The organism is Tepidanaerobacter syntrophicus (assembly GCF_001485475.2).
Lineage (GTDB): Bacteria > Bacillota > Thermosediminibacteria > Thermosediminibacterales > Tepidanaerobacteraceae > Tepidanaerobacter > Tepidanaerobacter syntrophicus.
Genome location: NZ_DF976999.1, coordinates 186,661 through 203,459, shown reverse-complemented (window position 1 = coordinate 203,459; position 16,799 = coordinate 186,661). Strand labels below are relative to the sequence as shown.

The following is a 16,799-nucleotide window of genomic DNA, read 5'->3' as shown; positions in this document are numbered from 1 at the left end:
TTCAATCATAAATTATATAAAATTTGCTAACAATTATTAAATCAACTTCTGCACAAAAGGCGGACTTTTAAAACAAGGGAGGTTGAAGATATTGCTAAAATATTCACTAAAAAGGCTGCTGCGCTCACTGCTCACCTTGATAATCGTAATAACTGTTGTTTTTCTCCTGATGCGTCTGATGCCTGAGGAAGGTTATTTTGGCGACAACTATGAAAAACTTGACGAGGCGCAAAGGGAAGCCATATTAACCAGCATGGGACTCAGAGATCCTATACACATTCAACTTAAAAATTTTTATCTTTCGATTTTATCCGGGGATTTAGGAACTTCGATAATATATAGGCCAAAAATGCCGATAGTTGATATCATAAAAGCTAAAATACCTTATTCGGTGTATTTTGGACTTGCTGCAATGGCACTATCCCTTGTATTTGGAATAACTCTTGGGATTGCAATGGCCAGAAGTAAAAACAGATTTTGGGATAAATTAGGAACCGGCTATATAGTCATTATAAATGCAGTACCTGCTGCAGTTTATTATCTGTTCTTACAGCTGTACTGTTCAAATATCTTCAAGCTTCCTATCCTTTTTAACATTGACAATCCAAGAAGTTGGATACTCCCAGCCATTTCTATGTCCCTGGGCGGGTCAGCATCTTATGCGATGTGGATGAGACGGTATATGGTAGATGAAATGAACAAAGACTATGTAAAGCTTGCGCGAGCTAAAGGGCTTGCAAGCGCTAAAATAATGACTCGGCACGTTTTAAAAAATGCCTTTGTTCCAATGGCACAGTATTTGCCGGCGTCTATCTTATTTACGATATCCGGTTCCATATATATTGAATCGCTTTATTCTATTCCCGGCATGGGCGGCTTGCTTGTAGATGCTATCCAAAGGCAGGACAATCCGCTTGTGCAAGCCCTTGTCTTGATTTATTCCTCCATTGGCATAATCGGGCTTTTTTTAGGCGATATACTTATGGCATCACTGGATCCACGAATAAAACTGGATAAAGGGGAGGGTGCCAGATAATGAGCAGAAAAATCGATAACTTAGAAGACAGCATAGATGAATCTTTGTTTACTTTTGCAGAATATGACGAAGCAGAGGCAGAACGTATCGGATATTCCAATTATTCTTACTGGCGTTCCACCTTCCAAGTATTTAAAAAAAATAAAACGGCAATGTTATTTTTAACAATAATGATAATCCTCATTACTTTTACGGTTGTGCAACCATATTTGCCAAACCAAAAATCCCCTACCAAAATCTATATAGATCCGGCAACAAATATGCAGCTGAGAAACCATCCTCCAAGCCGAGAGTTTTGGTTCGGAACAAATTCTATAGGTCAGGACTTATGGTCCCGTATATGGAGCGGAACCCGAACTTCACTTTTTATAGGCCTGCTTGTAGCGATTTGGGATGCTCTTATAGGAATTACGGTAGGTGCGTTATGGGGATATGTGCGGCGGTTGGAGGCACTTATTACGGAAATTTATAATGTGCTGGACAACATTCCTACTACCATAATCCAAGTTTTATTTGCCTATATTTTGCGGCCTAGCATTCAGACGCTTGTCATTGCTATGTGTATAACAGGTTGGCTTGGTACTGCTCGCTTTATTCGCAATCAGATAGTAATTATCAGGGACAGAGAATACAACCTTGCTTCCAGGTGTCTCGGAACGCCTACAATGAGAATTATTACAAGGAATTTATTACCATATCTTGTTTCCGTAATCATGCTTCGAATGTCACTAGCCATACCGGCAGCCATTGGCTCTGAGGTTTTTTTGACATATATCGGCTTAGGGCTTCCTGTGAGCATACCATCTTTGGGCAATTTGGTAAATGAAGGCAGACTGGTGATGATGGTGCCTTCGCTAAGGTATCAGCTAATATTTCCTGCAATAGTCCTTTCCCTAATAACAATATCATTTTACGTAATCGGTAACGCTTTCGCAGATGCCGCCGATCCAAAGACTCATGTTTAGGAGGTATCCATATGGCAGATAAAGAGATAATAATGTCAGTAAAAGACCTGGTAGTTAAATTTGAACTTAGAGGAAGGACCTTGACTGCTATAAGAGAAGCATCACTGGATCTTTATAAAGGCGAAAGTCTGGCGATAGTAGGTGAGTCAGGAGCCGGCAAATCTGTATTTACAAAGGCATTTATGGGGCTACTTGACGATAACGGATGGATAGATTCAGGAAACATCATCTACAAAGGAGAAGATCTGGCAAAATATGAGACAGAAAAGGATTGGCTCAAAATCCGAGGTAAAGAAATTGCCATGGTTTTTCAAGAACCCATGACTTCACTAAATCCCCTTAGGACCATAGGCAGTCAAATTGAAGAATCTATAGAACTGCACAGGGGACTAAAAGGAAGAGCAGCAAAAAAACTTGTCCTGGAAATCCTAAATGATGTAGGAATAACAGAGCCTGAAAGAAGATATTATCAGTACCCCCACGAGTTTTCTGGCGGTATGAGACAAAGAGTGGTTATTGCAATTGCGATAGCGTGCAATCCACAGATACTTATTTGCGATGAACCGACCACTGCCCTTGATGTAACGATTCAAGCTCAAATTCTTCGACTTCTAAAAAACTTAAGAGAAAAGTATGATTTGACTATAATCTATATTACCCACGATTTGGGAGTAGTTGCGAATGTGGCAGATAGGGTAGCTGTTATGTATGCAGGTGATGTAATTGAGATAGGAACATGTGAAGAGATTTTTTACGATCCCCGCCATCCTTATACATGGGCACTTCTTTCTTCGCTTCCCCAGCTGGGGGTAAAGGGAGAAAAGCTGCATTCCATAAAAGGAACACCGCCAAATCTTTTTACCGAAATAAAAGGCGATGCATTTGCCCCAAGAAATCCGAAGGCGCTGAAAATCGACTTTGTAAAAAGACCGCCGTATTTTTCTGTAAGCCCTACTCATAAAGCAAAAACCTGGTTACTTGATCCCAGAGCTCCTAAAGTCGAGCCTCCGGAATCTATTAAAAAACTTCGCTCCCAGTGGAAGGTGAGTGCCAATGAATAATGCGACTAAAGAAGTTTTGTTGGAGATAAAAAATCTTCGAGTAGAGTTTGGGATAAAAAAGAAAAAATTTGCAGCGGTGGACGATGTGAGTTTTTTTATCTACAAAGGAGAGACCTTTGGCCTTGTAGGTGAGTCTGGTTCCGGTAAAACCACCATAGGCAGGGCGATAATGAGGATAAACGAGGCTGCAGGGGGAGAAATCTTATTTCATGGGCAGAAAATAAGCGGTAAAATAAGCAAGGAGTTAGACAAAGAACTGACTAGAAAAATACAAATGATATTTCAAGATCCTATTGCGTCTTTAAACGAAAGAGCAAAGGTTGATTATATAGTTTCAGAAGGACTATATAATATAAAAAACTATAAAAATGAAGAAGAGCGAAAGCAAAAAGTTGCAAAAGCGCTTTTGGACGTAGGACTGCTGCCGGAATTTGCCGATAGGTTTCCTCATGAATTTTCCGGCGGCCAGCGGCAGCGCATAGGTATTGCCAGGGCTCTTGTTATGGAACCTGAATTTATTGTGGCAGATGAACCCATATCGGCGCTTGATGTTTCCATTCGCGCACAAGTACTAAACCTGCTTTCTGAACTGCAGGAGAAAAAAGGGCTTACTTATTTATTTATTACACATGACCTGTCCGTTGCAAGATTTATAACAGACAGAATAGCGGTTATACGTAAGGGGAAGATAGTGGAACTGGCCGATACCGAGAAATTATTTGCACATCCGTATCACCCTTATACCAAAGCATTGCTTTCGGCCATACCTATTCCGGATCCTATAAGAGAAAAACAAAAAACGCTTCAGGTATATGATCCAAGCTGCCATGATTATAAAAACGATCCTCCGGCATGGGTAGAAATTGAGCCAGAACATTTTGTTCTTGCAAACAAAAAAGAGCTTGAAGAATACAAGACTGCATCGAGAGTCTAAGGAGGATATATACATGGAAGATTATGCGGTAGTCGTTTCAACTATAGGGACTTTAAAAAAGGAGCCTGATTTTAAGAGTGAAACAGTAGATGAAGCCTTGTTCGGGATGGTTGTTAAGCTGCTTAAGAAGGCTTCGGACAATTGGTATTATATCACCACAAGTTATGATTATGAGGGATATATTCATGACAGCCAGATTCATATTTGCGGCGATGAAGCCTTAAATTGGGACCGGAATGCAAATCATATGATAAAATTCGGTATCATAGATATAATGGCAGAACCCAGTTTTCAAAGTTATCAATTGCTTGAGCTGACAAGGGGAGCGGTAGTTAAACTTTCGGGAAAAACCAATGAAAAATGGAGTGAAATAATTTTACCTACCAAAACTATGGGGTGGGTTAGAACGGAATTTATTGCAGACAGGATAAGACCGCAAGATAGCAAACCAAATGAAGATATCTTGCGTAAAAATATAATAAACACAGCTCTATCGTATCTTGGAAGCCAGTACAGATGGGGCGGAAAGACGCCCTACGGCATAGATTGCTCCGGCCTTTGCTCTATTTCGTATTTAATAAACGGTATTGTGATTTATAGGGATGCACATATTAAGGAAGAATTTCACATGCGCAAAATAACAAGAGAAGAAATAAAACCTGCCGATCTTCTTTACTGGCCGGGTCATGTAGCCATGTATCTTGGAAATGATAAATATATACATTCCACCGGGGCATCGAGTTCGGTTGTAATAAACAGCCTAAACCCTAAAGATCGGGATTTTCGCGAAGACCTTGCAAACATCCAAGAAATAGGAACAGTTTTTTAGAAAGCTTCCCGGCCAAAAGCCGGGATAAATTTTTATAAATCAATAAAACTACTGCATTATATGTGTTTTTCATGTATAATATGTATTAACACCGATTTTAAATACCGAAATACAGGAGGGAGATTCTTGAAAAACGCTCTTAAGATATTAATTGTTTTAGTTGTGCTACTAGCAGTAATCGCATTACCCCTTTTGACTTCTTACAACAGTTTAGTGGCTGCTGAAGAAACAGTAAATAGCGCCTGGAGTCAAGTTGAAAACCAGCTGCAAAGGCGCACGGATTTGATTCCGAATTTAGTAAACACAGTAAAAGGTTATGCATCTCATGAAGAAACGGTATTTACCGAGGTCACAAAAGCCAGAGAAAAACTAATTGCAGCAGGAACTGTGGCGGAAAAAGCCGAAGCTGACCAAGAGCTTTCTTCTGCTGTGTCAAGACTTCTTGCTATAGCTGAAAACTATCCGGAACTAAAAGCTGATGCTAATTTTAGACAGCTGGCAGATGAGCTTGCAGGCACTGAAAACCGAATAGCTACAGCCAGAATGGACTACAACAATGCGGTTCAGGCTTACAATACAAAGATAAGGAAGTTCCCGACGGTTATCATTGCTAAGATTTTCGGCTTTGAACCCAAGGAATACTTTAAAGCCGAGGAGAATGCAAACAAGGTTCCGACTGTTGATTTCGGAAATGCTAATGAATAATCCGCTCTAAAAGCTGCAAGAGGGGAAGTGGTCAGCTAAATGAGTAATAAAACAAAAAAACCCGCACAAATATTCATTCCCGCAATTGTAATTTTGCTGTTTGCCTTAAGTTTCATCCTTATAAGACCCGGCTTTACTTTCGCAGAGCCTGTGCCTTCTAAGCCTGCAGTAAATCTTTATGTATTCGATTATGCAAATATAATAGATGAGATAGACGAGACTAAAATGCAAAAGATTGCCAAGGCAATAGATGATAAAACAACGGCGCAGGTAGTTGTAGTTACAGTAAATGATCTTAATAATATGGAAATCGAAGATTATGCGCTTCAGCTGTTCAGAAGCTGGGGAATAGGCGATAAAGAAAAAAATAACGGCGTCTTAATTCTTGTAAACAGAGAAAGCATTGTAAATAATCAAAGAGGCCGCATCCGAATAGAGGTGGGATACGGTCTTGAAGGCGCCATAAATGACGCGAAAGCAGGTGCTATTCTAGATAACTATGCTATACCTGCTTTTGAATCAGAAAACTATTCAAAGGGAATCTATGACACCTTTATGGCAGTCTGTTCCGAAGTTGCAAAAGAATACGGTTTGAATTTATCAGATGAAGAATTTTCCCAGCTTAGCGACTATTCAACTTCAACAGAAAGCAATGGCATACCGTTCATAGATATACTTATAATTTTCATTATACTAGTTGTGATCCTGACGCTTTTGCCGCCAAGCAGCCGCAGAGGAAGGAGTCCTAGAACCTATAGAGGCGGAGGCTTTGGAGGCGGTGGGTTCGGCGGAGGAGGCGGTTTTGGCGGAGGCGGATTTGGAGGCGGAAGAAGCGGAGGCGGAGGCGCAAGCCGATAGCAAATTTACCACCTGATAGAAAGAAGGAAGATAATGGAAATAACAATCAGAGATTTTGATAAAATAACAGTTGAAGAACCGATAGCACTTAAAAAGCTTGCACAAAAATACCGGCAAGAATTTGCTTCCCCGATTATTGCAGCCATAGTCGACGGCGAACTTCGAGAATTAAATCATGTTATTAAAAAAGATTGCAGCGTCGAATTTGTAGATATGTCAACAGATGTAGGAATGGAAATATACATCAGATCCCTTACCTTCCTATTTATAAAAGCATGTCATGATGTAATTTACGATTGCCAAGTCCGTGTTGAGCATTCATTGGGAGACGGTCTTTATTCTGAAATTATCGCAAAAGAGCCTATAGATGAGGAAGACGTGGAAGCCATAGAAAGTCGCATGAGCCGACTTGTTGAGGCGGATATTCCCATTGATAAATATGAAATGGCGCTCCCTGATGCAATAGAAATGTTCAAAGAAGCAGGTATGGATGACAAAGTAAGACTGCTAAAGTATCGAAAAGAAAAATTTATAAACATATATGAACTTGATGGAATGAAAGATTATTTTTACGGCTATATGGTGCCTTCAACAGGTTATTTAAGGTGGTTCAAGCTTAGATTTTATCTACCCGGCATAATTTTACAGCATCCAAATAAGACAAATCCCACATCCTTAGCGCCTTATAAAGAGCAGCCAAAGCTTGCCGGGATTTTCAGAGAGTCTAACCGCTGGGCACAAATTTTAGGGATACCTGATGTAGGCGCTTTAAATGATCAAATAGTTGCAGGAAAAAGCGGCCAGATTATAAGGATAGCAGAAGCCCTACATGAAAAAAAGATAGCTCAAATCGCTGATATGATTTATAAAGACAGTGATCATTTAAGAATTATTTTAATTGCTGGTCCCTCATCGTCAGGCAAAACCACCTTTGCTCAGCGCCTTATAGTACAGCTTATGGTAAACGGCTTAAGGCCGATTTCAATATCTTTGGACGATTACTTTTTAGACAGAGACAAGACACCTCTTGGCGAAGACGGAAAGCCAAATTTTGAAGCCCTTGAAGCCATTGACTTAAAACTCTTCAATCAGCATCTTGCTAAGCTGATTCAAGGTAAAGAAGTAATTTTGCCCCGCTTTAATTTCCAGACTGGCAAAAGAGAATATCAAGAATCCGCCACCAGAATAGAAAAAGACCAACCAATAATTATAGAAGGTATACATGGGTTAAATGAAAAGCTAACCTCCTCAATACCTAAAGAAAATAAGTTTAAGATATACGTAAGCGCTTTAACACAGATTAACTTGGATAATCACAATCGGATTTCTACTACCGACACCCGGCTTTTAAGGAGAATAGTCCGGGACAGCCGATGCAGGGGGGCCGACGCAAAAAGGACAATTGCTATATGGCCGTCGGTTATGAAGGGTGCTCAGGAAAATATTTTTGTCTATCAGGAAGAAGCGGATGTAATGTTTAATTCTGCCTTAGTTTATGAAATATCGGTTTTAAAAAAATATGCCACACCCCTCCTTCAAGAAATTAAACCACCGGATCCGGAATATATTGAAGCAAATCACCTATTAAAATTTCTTGAGTATTTTGAGCCCATAGAAGACGAGACGGAAATCCCGCTGACTTCGATTATCCGTGAGTTTATAGGAAATAGCTGTTTTCATGAGTAGGTAAAATACCGCCGGAAGTTTTAAAGTTTAGTTTGACTTTGCTATTCTGGTGTGGTATATTTGAACAAGAAATATTATATTTTTATTGAGTTCTTAGGAGGAATGAATAATTGCAAGGTAAAGTTAAGTGGTTCAATCAAGAAAAAGGCTATGGTTTTATTGAAGTCGAAGGCGACAAAGACGTATTTGTCCATTATTCGGCAATTCAGCAGGACGGTTTCAAGACCTTAAAAGAGGGCGACACTGTAGAGTTTGACGTAGTTGAAGGCCAGAAGGGTCCTCAAGCCGAGAATGTGACAGTAATCCAATAGCTGAAAAAAACAGCCTGGGCTATTTACCCAGGCTTTTAATGTCTCATGGGATCGAAAAACCAATTGAATAACTTAGGAATTTTGGATATAATAATATAAAGCATACTCACAAAACCAAATATTAACAAAGATACCTAACGCTTTACGCGTTTAAAAAAATTCCCAGAAGGGAGTTGAGCTTAATGAAGCTAAACATCAGCGGCAAGAACTTTGCAGTAACCGAAGCTTTAAAAAATTACACTGAAAAGAAGTTAGGAAAGCTCGAAAGGTTTTTCGACAAGGAAGTAGAAGCACAAGTAACGTTAAGCGTTGAGAAAAGTAGGCATATAGTAGAAGTGACTATGCCCCTTAACGGAATGATTTTAAGGGGCGAAACAGAAAGCTACGATATGTATACATCCATCGATGCAGTGGTAGACAAACTGGAAAAACAAATAGAAAAGTACAAGACCAAGATGATCAAAAACAAAAAGAGGGCTCCTGAATATGTTGGTAACGGCAGAAAGACACTGCCTGAAGAGGAAGTGCTAATCGAAGATGAGCCCAAGATTGTAAAGGTCAAAAAGTTTTCATTGAAACCTATGGACATAGAAGAGGCAATAATGCAAATGGAACTTCTTGGTCACGATTTCTTTGTTTTTTCAAATGCTGAAACCGATGGAGTAAATGTAGTTTACAAGCGCCGTGACGGCAATTACGGTTTGATAGAACCGGAACTTTTATAGATCTTGACGTAAAAAGCCCGCTTAAAAGCGGGCTTTACTGCGATTTGAAACGTAAAATCCACCGGAGGGTCGGTGGATTTTTTACATATAAATACTTTTATAATCAGAAGGATTTTAGCGATAAAAGTTGAATTTAAAGCAGTAGAACAGCGAGGTGACATAGCAATGAATGATTTTTTGGAAGAAGACAGATTAATTTCCACATGTGAAGATATGATAAGGAAAATAAAAGATGTGATTTCCGCTAAAATTCTCGTGGATCCGGATGGAGAAATATCAGAAATCCATGTTATCTCAAAATCCTCAAGAAGTCCAAAACATATCGCAAGGGACATAGAATCTGCACTGGTGACTATACTAGGCAAAGAAATTGATCACAAGAAAATCAGCATAGCACAGATAGATGAAGATGATGAGATAGAAATTCCTCAGGTAAGACTTAGGATTGATAAGATTTGTATAACAAAAAAGACAGGCAGCCTTGAAGTGAGAGTCTTGTTGATAAATCCTCAAGGCCAGATACTCGAAGGCACATCTGAAGGAGTCGCCTCAGCTCAAAATCGTATAAAAACAATAGCTGCAGCAACGCTGAATGCAGTTCAGCTTTTTATTGATGAAAAATATAAAATTTCTTTAGAAGATACCTTTACGTATCCAATAGGACAGTATGATGCTGTTTCAGTTCTGATTGTGCTTTTAAAGGGCAAAAAAGAAGAATATCTTTTAGGCAGTGCCTTAGTAAGGGATGACATTTATGAGACAAGTGCCGCAGCAGTATTGGATGCAATAAATAGGAGAATCAGTATGCTCCTTTAAAAAGGTGACATAATCCTTAAAATGTAATATAATTTACAAGGAACCATTATTTAGTTTTGTTTTAATAAATCCGAGGTGGTAGCATTTATGTTGAACATATTTAATAAAATTTTAGGAAACAGTAACGAGAAGGAGATTCACAAACTTCAAAAAATCGTAGACGAAGTCAATGCCTTCGAACCTTCTATAGAAAAACTGTCAGATATTGATCTTAGAAATAAAACAGATGAATTTAAAGAGAGGCTTTCAAAGGGAGAAACCCTTGACGATATTTTACCGGAGGCTTTTGCTGTAGTAAGAGAAGCGGCAAAAAGAACCCTAAACATGAGACCCTTTGATGTCCAAGTACTGGGTGCAATAGTGCTTCATCAGGGCAGGATTGCTGAAATGAAAACAGGTGAAGGGAAAACCCTGGTAGCTACCATGCCCGTCTATTTGAATGCCTTAACCGGGGAAGGCGTCCATGTCGTCACGGTGAATGATTATCTTGCAAAACGTGACAGTGAATGGATGGGGCAAATCTATGAATTTTTAGGCCTTGAAGTGGGCCTGATAGTTCACGATTTAGATTTCGAGGCCCGCAAAAGAGCGTATAATGCAGATATAACTTATGGAACAAATAACGAATTCGGCTTTGACTATTTAAGAGACAACATGGTGATGTATAAAGAACATATGGTTCAACGGCCGCTAAATTATGCTATTGTTGACGAAGTAGACAGTATTTTAATTGATGAGGCCAGGACTCCTCTTATAATTTCCGGTCAAGCCGAAGAATCAACAGAAATATATTATAAATTTGCGCGCTTTGTACCAAAACTTATAGAAAACGAAGACTACACAGTTGACGAGAAAGCGCACAGCGTAATGCCTACAGAAAAAGGCATAAAGAAAGTTGAAAACTTTTTAGGCGTAGACAATCTTTATGACGAAGAAAACATAGAACTTTTACACCACCTGCAGCAGGCGCTAAAAGCCCATGCACTGATGAAGCTTGATAGAGATTATGTGGTAAAAGACGGCCAGGTAATAATAGTTGATGAATTTACGGGCCGGCTAATGTTTGGCAGAAGGTATAGTGATGGCTTGCACCAGGCAATCGAAGCAAAAGAAGGCGTAAAAGTAGAAAATGAAAGCAAGACACTTGCGACAATTACGTTTCAAAATTATTTCCGCATGTATAAGAAACTTGCCGGTATGACAGGCACAGCAGCTACAGAAGAAGAAGAGTTCAGACAAATTTATGGTTTAGACGTAGTTGTTATACCTACTAATAAGCCGATGATAAGAGTAGATTATCCTGACGCAGTTTATAAAACCGAAAAAGGGAAGTTTAATGCAGTAGTCAGAGAAATCGAAGAATGCCATAAAAAAGGACAGCCTGTGCTTGTAGGCACGGTTTCCATAGAAAAGTCAGAGCTGCTAAGCGAAATGTTAAAACGCCGCGGCATTCCCCACCAAGTGCTAAATGCCAAATATCATGAAAAAGAAGCCCAAATAATTGCTAAAGCAGGTCAAAAAGGCGCAGTTACAATTGCCACGAATATGGCAGGACGCGGCACTGATATAGTGCTGGGAGAAGGAGTAGCAGAGCTTGGAGGGCTTCATATAATAGGCACCGAAAGACACGAAGCCCGCAGAATTGACAATCAGCTTAGAGGTCGTGCCGGCCGTCAGGGCGATCCGGGATCTTCTAGGTTTTACATTTCCATGGAAGATGATTTGATGCGGCTGTTTGGAGCAGACAATATAAAAGGGCTTATGGAAAAACTTGGATTTGAAGATGATCAACCAATCGAACATCCTTTGATAACCAAGTCGATCGAAAACGCCCAAAAGAAAGTGGAAGCTCACAACTTTGATATAAGAAAACATGTATTAGAATACGATGATGTAATGAATACCCAGCGTGAGGTAATTTATTCGCAGCGAAGACATGTACTGGAAAGCGAAGATCTTAGCGAAAGTATTCAACAGATGATTTCTGAGGTAGTAAACAGAATCTTAGATATTTACATGCCAAAAGATATTCACCCGGAAGAGTGGGATATAAAAGGTCTTGAAGAATATGTCAAAGACATATTCCCGGTAAACCTTAGCATGGATCAACTAAATGTTGAAGAAGTATCTCGAGAAAATATTGCAAATACCCTTGTACAAAAAGCCCAAGAAGCTTATAAGCAAAAAGAAGCGGAGCTTGGCAGTGAGGTTATGCGCGAGCTGGAGCGCTATATTATGCTCAAAACCGTAGACCAAAAGTGGATGGATCATCTGGATGCAATGGATCAGCTAAGGGACGGAATAGGGCTTAGAGCCTATGGCCAGCGGGATCCGGTTATAGAGTATAAGTTTGAAGGCTATGAGATGTTCCAGGAAATGATAAAAAGCATCCAAGAAGATACACTAAGATATCTGTTTAGGGTGAAGGTAAAAGCAGCCCCGGAAAGACAGGAGAAAAACTATAATGTGTCTTATTCCCACAGTGGCGGCAACGAAAAACCTCAACCGATAAAGAAGCAGAAAAAAGTCGGCCGCAATGATCCATGTCCGTGCGGCAGTGGAAAGAAATACAAAAAGTGCTGCGGCAGAACTGCTTAAAATAATAAATGAGATGAGTGATAGAATGATTGATGAATACAGACTTGAAATAGAATCTCTTGAACCAATTTTAACCGAATTAAGGGATTCACTTTGAAATCGACAAAATTAAATCAAAAATAGATGAACTTGAGAAAAAAACCCTTGTTCCCGACTTTTGGGATGATCAAGAAGAAGCACAGAAGATTCTTCAGGAGCTTAACAATTTAAAAGATAAATTTGAAAGCTTTACATCCCTGGAAAAAAAATATGAGGACATCCTAGTTTTGCTGGAGCTGTGCTCCGAAAGTCCTGACGCAGAGCTGGAACAGGAGCTTTTAAACGAAGTAAAAGATTTTAAAAAACAGCTGGATAAGTTTAAATTGGAAACACTTCTTTCCGGAAAATATGACAGCAAAAATGCTATCCTGACATTGCACGCAGGCGCCGGAGGCACAGAGGCTCAGGACTGGGTCAGCATGCTTCTTCGCATGTATACCCGATGGGCCGAGGATAAGGGCTATAAAGTCACCGTGCTGGATATGCTGGCAGGAGATGAAGCAGGCATAAAGAGCGTAACCATACTTGTTGAAGGTCCCAATGCTTACGGTTACTTGAAATCCGAAAAAGGCGTACACCGTCTCGTTAGGATATCACCTTTTGATGCCGCCGGAAGGCGCCACACATCCTTTGCTTCGGTAGATGTTATGCCGGAGATTGACGACGATGTGGAAATAGAAATTAAACCTGAGGATCTAAAGATAGATACCTTTAGGTCAAGCGGCGCAGGCGGCCAGCATGTAAATAAAACTGAGTCGGCAATAAGGATAACGCATATTCCCACCGGAATAGTAGTATCTTGCCAAAATGAGCGGTCCCAGCAGAGCAACCGAAATACCGCAATGAAGATTTTAAAAGCAAAGCTCTTTGAAATTTATCAGGAAGAGCAGCAAAAAGAACTTGATAAAATAAGAGGAGTGCAGAAGGAAATAGGGTGGGGAAGCCAGATACGCTCATATATTTTTCATCCCTACAGTCTTGTAAAAGATCATAGAACTAATGTGGAGGTAGGCGATGTCCAGGCGGTAATGGACGGCGAAATAGATGAATTTATTAACGCATATCTTAAGTATGCCGCAAAGTAAAGAATTCCAAAGAAACAAAGCCAACTGCGATTTAAAAATTAGCCTCTTTTAGCTGTATAAAGAGGCTAATTTTATAACAGTTTCAGAAACAACATTAAGCAAAATTTATCAATGATTTGGTAAAACGGAGGCAAATATTTCATGCATATACTAGATGTCACACTAATAGGAACTTTTGCAGGTGTCTTAGGAACTGCTATGGGTGGACTTATTATAGTTCTTTTAGGAAAACCTGAGGCAACTGTTTTAAGCTCTGTCCTTGCTCTGGCAGGAGGGATAATGCTTTCCGTGGTTTTCTCGGATTTACTTCCCGAAGCCATTAAAGCTGCAGGGCCGGTCTATGCATTTATTGGCTTGGTGATAGGCGTTGCATTTTTGCTGCTGTTGGATTTTTATTTGCCCCATTCCCACCTTCAAAAAGGCACAGACAGTGATTTTAAAAGGGCTAAATATTTACATACAGGTATCCTTATAGGAATTGGAATAGCAATGCATAATTTCCCGGAAGGTCTTGCAATTGGAAGCGGTTATACAGTTTCCGAACATTTCGGTGTTTCTCTGGCATTTGTAATATTCCTTCAGAATATACCTGAAGGAATGGCCATGGCTGCTCCTATGAAAGCCGGTTATGCGAGAAATTGGAACATACTGCTTTGGACCGGACTTGCCGGGATTCCAATGGGAATAGGCGCATTTTTTGGAGTAATAGCCGGAGGGATTTCAAATGTCATACTTTCACTTGCCTTAGGCTTTGCTGCGGGAGCCATGCTTTATATAGTCTTTGATGAACTTTTACCTGAGGCAAACGAGTTATCGGCCGGACATTCAGCGACTTTTGGAAGTATTTTAGGTATAATTTTAGGTCTTGTCGTTTCCTTATTTTAATCTGTTTTGTGATGTTTTTATATGTTTCATTTTATAGATAAATAATATACAATAGTAATTGGAAAATAAATGAAAAAATGAGTGATTTTGTGAATGAAAAGAAAACAGTCTGGGACACTTTTTTAGATATTCTTTTTCCGCCGTCTCCATACTGCCTTACATGTAAAAGCACTTTAACCGCCGCCGATTTTATAATATGCAGCAACTGCAGAAACAAAATCGAACCTATAAAAGGTGCATTATGCAATAAGTGTGGAAAACCACTGCCTGATGATTCTGCTTTATGCTATGATTGTATATCCACAGACTACGATTTTATCAAGGCACGCTCTTATGGGATATACAGTGGGATACTAAAAAAACTGATTTATGAATTCAAATATAGAGGCAGACAGGAAATTGCAGAAATTCTCGGCAGGCTAATATATGATCTATTTGCAGCCCTTTCATGGCCGAATTTTGATTATATAGTTCCTGTTCCCCTTCATCCGCAAAGACAAAGAGAAAGGGGATTTAACCAGTCATACTTGCTGGGAAAATTCTTATCTTCCAAAACAAACATTCCTATATTTGCCGGCTTAAAGAGAATAAAGCCTACAAAGCACCAGACTCTTCTTGATAAACAGCTTCGATATAAAAACCTTGCCGGAGCATTTGCCGTAAATTCCAAAGATAAAATTTACGGCAAAACCCTGCTCTTAATAGATGATGTGTATACTACAGGCGCAACAACCGGAGAGTGTTCAAAAGCACTGATAGAATCAGGAGCAAAAGGGGTTTATGTATTAACATGCGCTAGAGGTTAAGATAGGATAAAGATACAAAAACTTCAAACTTTATAGAGAATATTTTACGGAAAGGGGTGCAAAAATGGAACTTAGAAATTGCCCTGAATGCGGAAAATTGTTTGTATATGTTCGCAGAAATTTGTGTCCGGATTGCTTGAAAAAGGATGAGGAAAATTATGAAAAAGTCAAGACATATCTTTCCGAAAATCCTAAGGCAACAATCGACGAGATATCAGACGCAACACAGGTTCCCGCCAAAAACATACTCGAATATTTAAAAGAAGGCAGACTTATGTTAAGTCCAGGCAATGTTAATATAATACTTAACTGTGAAATCTGCGGAACCCCTATTTTATATGGAAGAGTATGCGAAGAATGCTCAAAAAAGCTAAAGAGCGGATTTGTATCCCAAAATGAACCAATTCCGACAAAAGAAGATATGACAGGCAAGATTCACATTACAAAACTCATAAAATATAAAAAAGAAACTAAATAGCTGTGATAAAGAGCATAAAATGAAGATAAATTCATTTAATCAGCCTTAATCTTAATTTTGACGGCTTATATATCTTTGAACTTTGCTCGATATAAAAATTGAAGGATATCAGTAAGCCAAGTATAAGCTTTAAAAAAGGGGGCTGCGAAGTTGAACATTTCAAAAAGCCAGTTAAACGACATAATGAAGACATATCTTGAAAAACCTGCTCAAACCGAAAACAGGGCTCATATAAAAGCAAAAGAAACAAAAAAAGACGAGGTTGTCCTCTCTGAAGATGCTCTAAAGTTTGCAAAATTAGTTAAAGAAGCATCTAAAGCTGAAGATATAAGAGCGGAGAAGGTAAATGAGCTGAAATCTAAAATAAACAGCGGAACTTACAATATCGATGGCAAACTTATAGCAGATAAGATCATTGAAGAAGCATCTGCAGAAAAACTCATTTAATAGTCAAGGTAATGGGGGCTTTTAGTATGAAAGAAGAATCGATTGGGTTTGCTCTAATTGAAAATTTAAAAAATCAACTCCAAGCTTATAAAGAGTTGACAGATCTTGCAGAGGAAAAGTCGAATATTCTTGTAAAGGGAAACATAGAGCTTTTAGAAGATATAACAGAAGTTGAGCAAATGCTTATTTTAAAACTGGGTAAATTAGAAAAAGAAAGATTCGCTTTGATGAATCAGATTGCCGAAAAGACAGGTAAAAATGTTTCAGAGATTAAAAATAATATTTTAAGGGACTTTTTGAGCAGCGAAGAAATAGGGGCATTTTCTGCAGTTTCCGATGAACTAAAAACAGTTTTACTGTACCTTAGCGAGAAAAACGAAACCAATGAAAAACTTATAAGAAACACACTTGACTATATTGATTTTTCAATTAAACTTTTAACTGATGCAGGCGAGGTACCAACTAATTACAGTTCTGAAGGAACCAACAACAAGGAAGCATTTCACTTTATTGACAAGAAAGCATAAGGCGGTGG

At 39.1% G+C, this 16,799-nt stretch carries 18 protein-coding genes; all 18 read left to right on the top strand.

Annotation, left to right across the window (positions count from 1 at the left end):
* Positions 1-91: 91 nt before the first annotated feature.
* Positions 92-1,036, top strand: coding sequence for an ABC transporter permease (locus TSYNT_RS01875; protein ID WP_059031465.1), 945 nt, complete (start codon positions 92-94; stop codon positions 1,034-1,036).
* Positions 1,036-2,001 carry an ABC transporter permease gene (locus tag TSYNT_RS01870; RefSeq protein WP_059031464.1) on the top strand — a complete coding sequence of 322 codons (966 nt, stop codon included), beginning with the start codon at positions 1,036-1,038 and terminating at the stop codon, positions 1,999-2,001. The genes TSYNT_RS01875 and TSYNT_RS01870 overlap by 1 nt, the downstream gene beginning before the upstream one ends.
* Positions 2,002-2,012: 11 nt before the next feature.
* A complete protein-coding gene (locus TSYNT_RS01865) occupies positions 2,013-3,062 on the top strand; it encodes an ABC transporter ATP-binding protein (RefSeq protein ID WP_059031463.1) in 1,050 nt (349 codons plus the stop codon).
* On the top strand, positions 3,055-3,996 hold the full coding sequence (locus TSYNT_RS01860) for an ATP-binding cassette domain-containing protein (RefSeq protein WP_059031462.1): 942 nt from the start codon (positions 3,055-3,057) through the stop codon (positions 3,994-3,996). Before TSYNT_RS01865 ends, TSYNT_RS01860 begins: the two co-directional genes overlap by 8 nt.
* 13 nt (positions 3,997-4,009) lie before the next feature.
* Entirely contained in the window at positions 4,010-4,825 is an 816-nt protein-coding gene (locus TSYNT_RS01855) for a C40 family peptidase (protein WP_059031461.1), read from the top strand.
* Between the two features lie 126 nt (positions 4,826-4,951).
* Complete coding sequence (locus tag TSYNT_RS01850) at positions 4,952-5,530, top strand: LemA family protein (RefSeq protein ID WP_059031460.1); 579 nt, start codon at positions 4,952-4,954, stop codon at positions 5,528-5,530.
* 39 nt (positions 5,531-5,569) lie between these two features.
* Positions 5,570-6,388 carry a TPM domain-containing protein gene (locus TSYNT_RS01845; protein ID WP_059031459.1) on the top strand — a complete coding sequence of 273 codons (819 nt, stop codon included), beginning with the start codon at positions 5,570-5,572 and terminating at the stop codon, positions 6,386-6,388.
* 33 nt (positions 6,389-6,421) lie between these two features.
* Positions 6,422-8,074 (top strand): nucleoside kinase, encoded by a 1,653-nt coding sequence (locus TSYNT_RS01840; protein ID WP_059031458.1) that lies wholly within the window; start codon positions 6,422-6,424, stop codon positions 8,072-8,074.
* Positions 8,075-8,184: 110 nt separating this feature from the next.
* A complete protein-coding gene (locus tag TSYNT_RS01835; protein ID WP_059031457.1) occupies positions 8,185-8,385 on the top strand; it encodes a cold-shock protein in 201 nt (66 codons plus the stop codon).
* A gap of 182 nt (positions 8,386-8,567) precedes the next feature.
* A complete protein-coding gene (gene hpf, locus TSYNT_RS01830) occupies positions 8,568-9,110 on the top strand; it encodes a ribosome hibernation-promoting factor, HPF/YfiA family (RefSeq protein ID WP_059031456.1) in 543 nt (180 codons plus the stop codon).
* Between the two features lie 72 nt (positions 9,111-9,182).
* A complete protein-coding gene (locus TSYNT_RS01825) occupies positions 9,183-9,926 on the top strand; it encodes a hypothetical protein (RefSeq protein WP_238142619.1) in 744 nt (247 codons plus the stop codon).
* Positions 9,927-10,013: 87 nt separating this feature from the next.
* Positions 10,014-12,524, top strand: a complete 2,511-nt coding sequence (gene secA, locus TSYNT_RS01820; RefSeq protein WP_059031455.1) for a preprotein translocase subunit SecA — start codon at positions 10,014-10,016, stop codon at positions 12,522-12,524.
* A 25-nt stretch (positions 12,525-12,549) separates the two neighbouring features.
* Positions 12,550-13,648, top strand: a protein-coding gene (gene prfB / locus TSYNT_RS01815) for a peptide chain release factor 2 (RefSeq protein WP_114272590.1) whose coding sequence is annotated in 2 segments (ribosomal slippage) — positions 12,550-12,618 and positions 12,620-13,648 — 1,098 coding nt in all. Because the reading frame shifts where the segments join, the coding sequence is not laid out codon by codon here.
* Positions 13,649-13,789: 141 nt separating this feature from the next.
* Positions 13,790-14,533, top strand: a complete 744-nt coding sequence (locus TSYNT_RS01810; RefSeq protein ID WP_059031453.1) for a ZIP family metal transporter — start codon at positions 13,790-13,792, stop codon at positions 14,531-14,533.
* An 89-nt stretch (positions 14,534-14,622) separates the two neighbouring features.
* Positions 14,623-15,339, top strand: a complete 717-nt coding sequence (locus tag TSYNT_RS01805; RefSeq protein WP_083497600.1) for a ComF family protein — start codon at positions 14,623-14,625, stop codon at positions 15,337-15,339.
* 64 nt (positions 15,340-15,403) lie between these two features.
* On the top strand, positions 15,404-15,817 hold the full coding sequence (locus TSYNT_RS01800) for a TIGR03826 family flagellar region protein (RefSeq protein ID WP_059031451.1): 414 nt from the start codon (positions 15,404-15,406) through the stop codon (positions 15,815-15,817).
* Positions 15,818-15,967: 150 nt separating this feature from the next.
* Complete coding sequence (gene flgM, locus TSYNT_RS01795; RefSeq protein WP_059031450.1) at positions 15,968-16,264, top strand: flagellar biosynthesis anti-sigma factor FlgM; 297 nt, start codon at positions 15,968-15,970, stop codon at positions 16,262-16,264.
* Positions 16,265-16,290: 26 nt separating this feature from the next.
* Complete coding sequence (locus tag TSYNT_RS01790; RefSeq protein WP_059031449.1) at positions 16,291-16,791, top strand: flagellar protein FlgN; 501 nt, start codon at positions 16,291-16,293, stop codon at positions 16,789-16,791.
* The last annotated feature ends 8 nt before the right edge of the window (positions 16,792-16,799 follow it).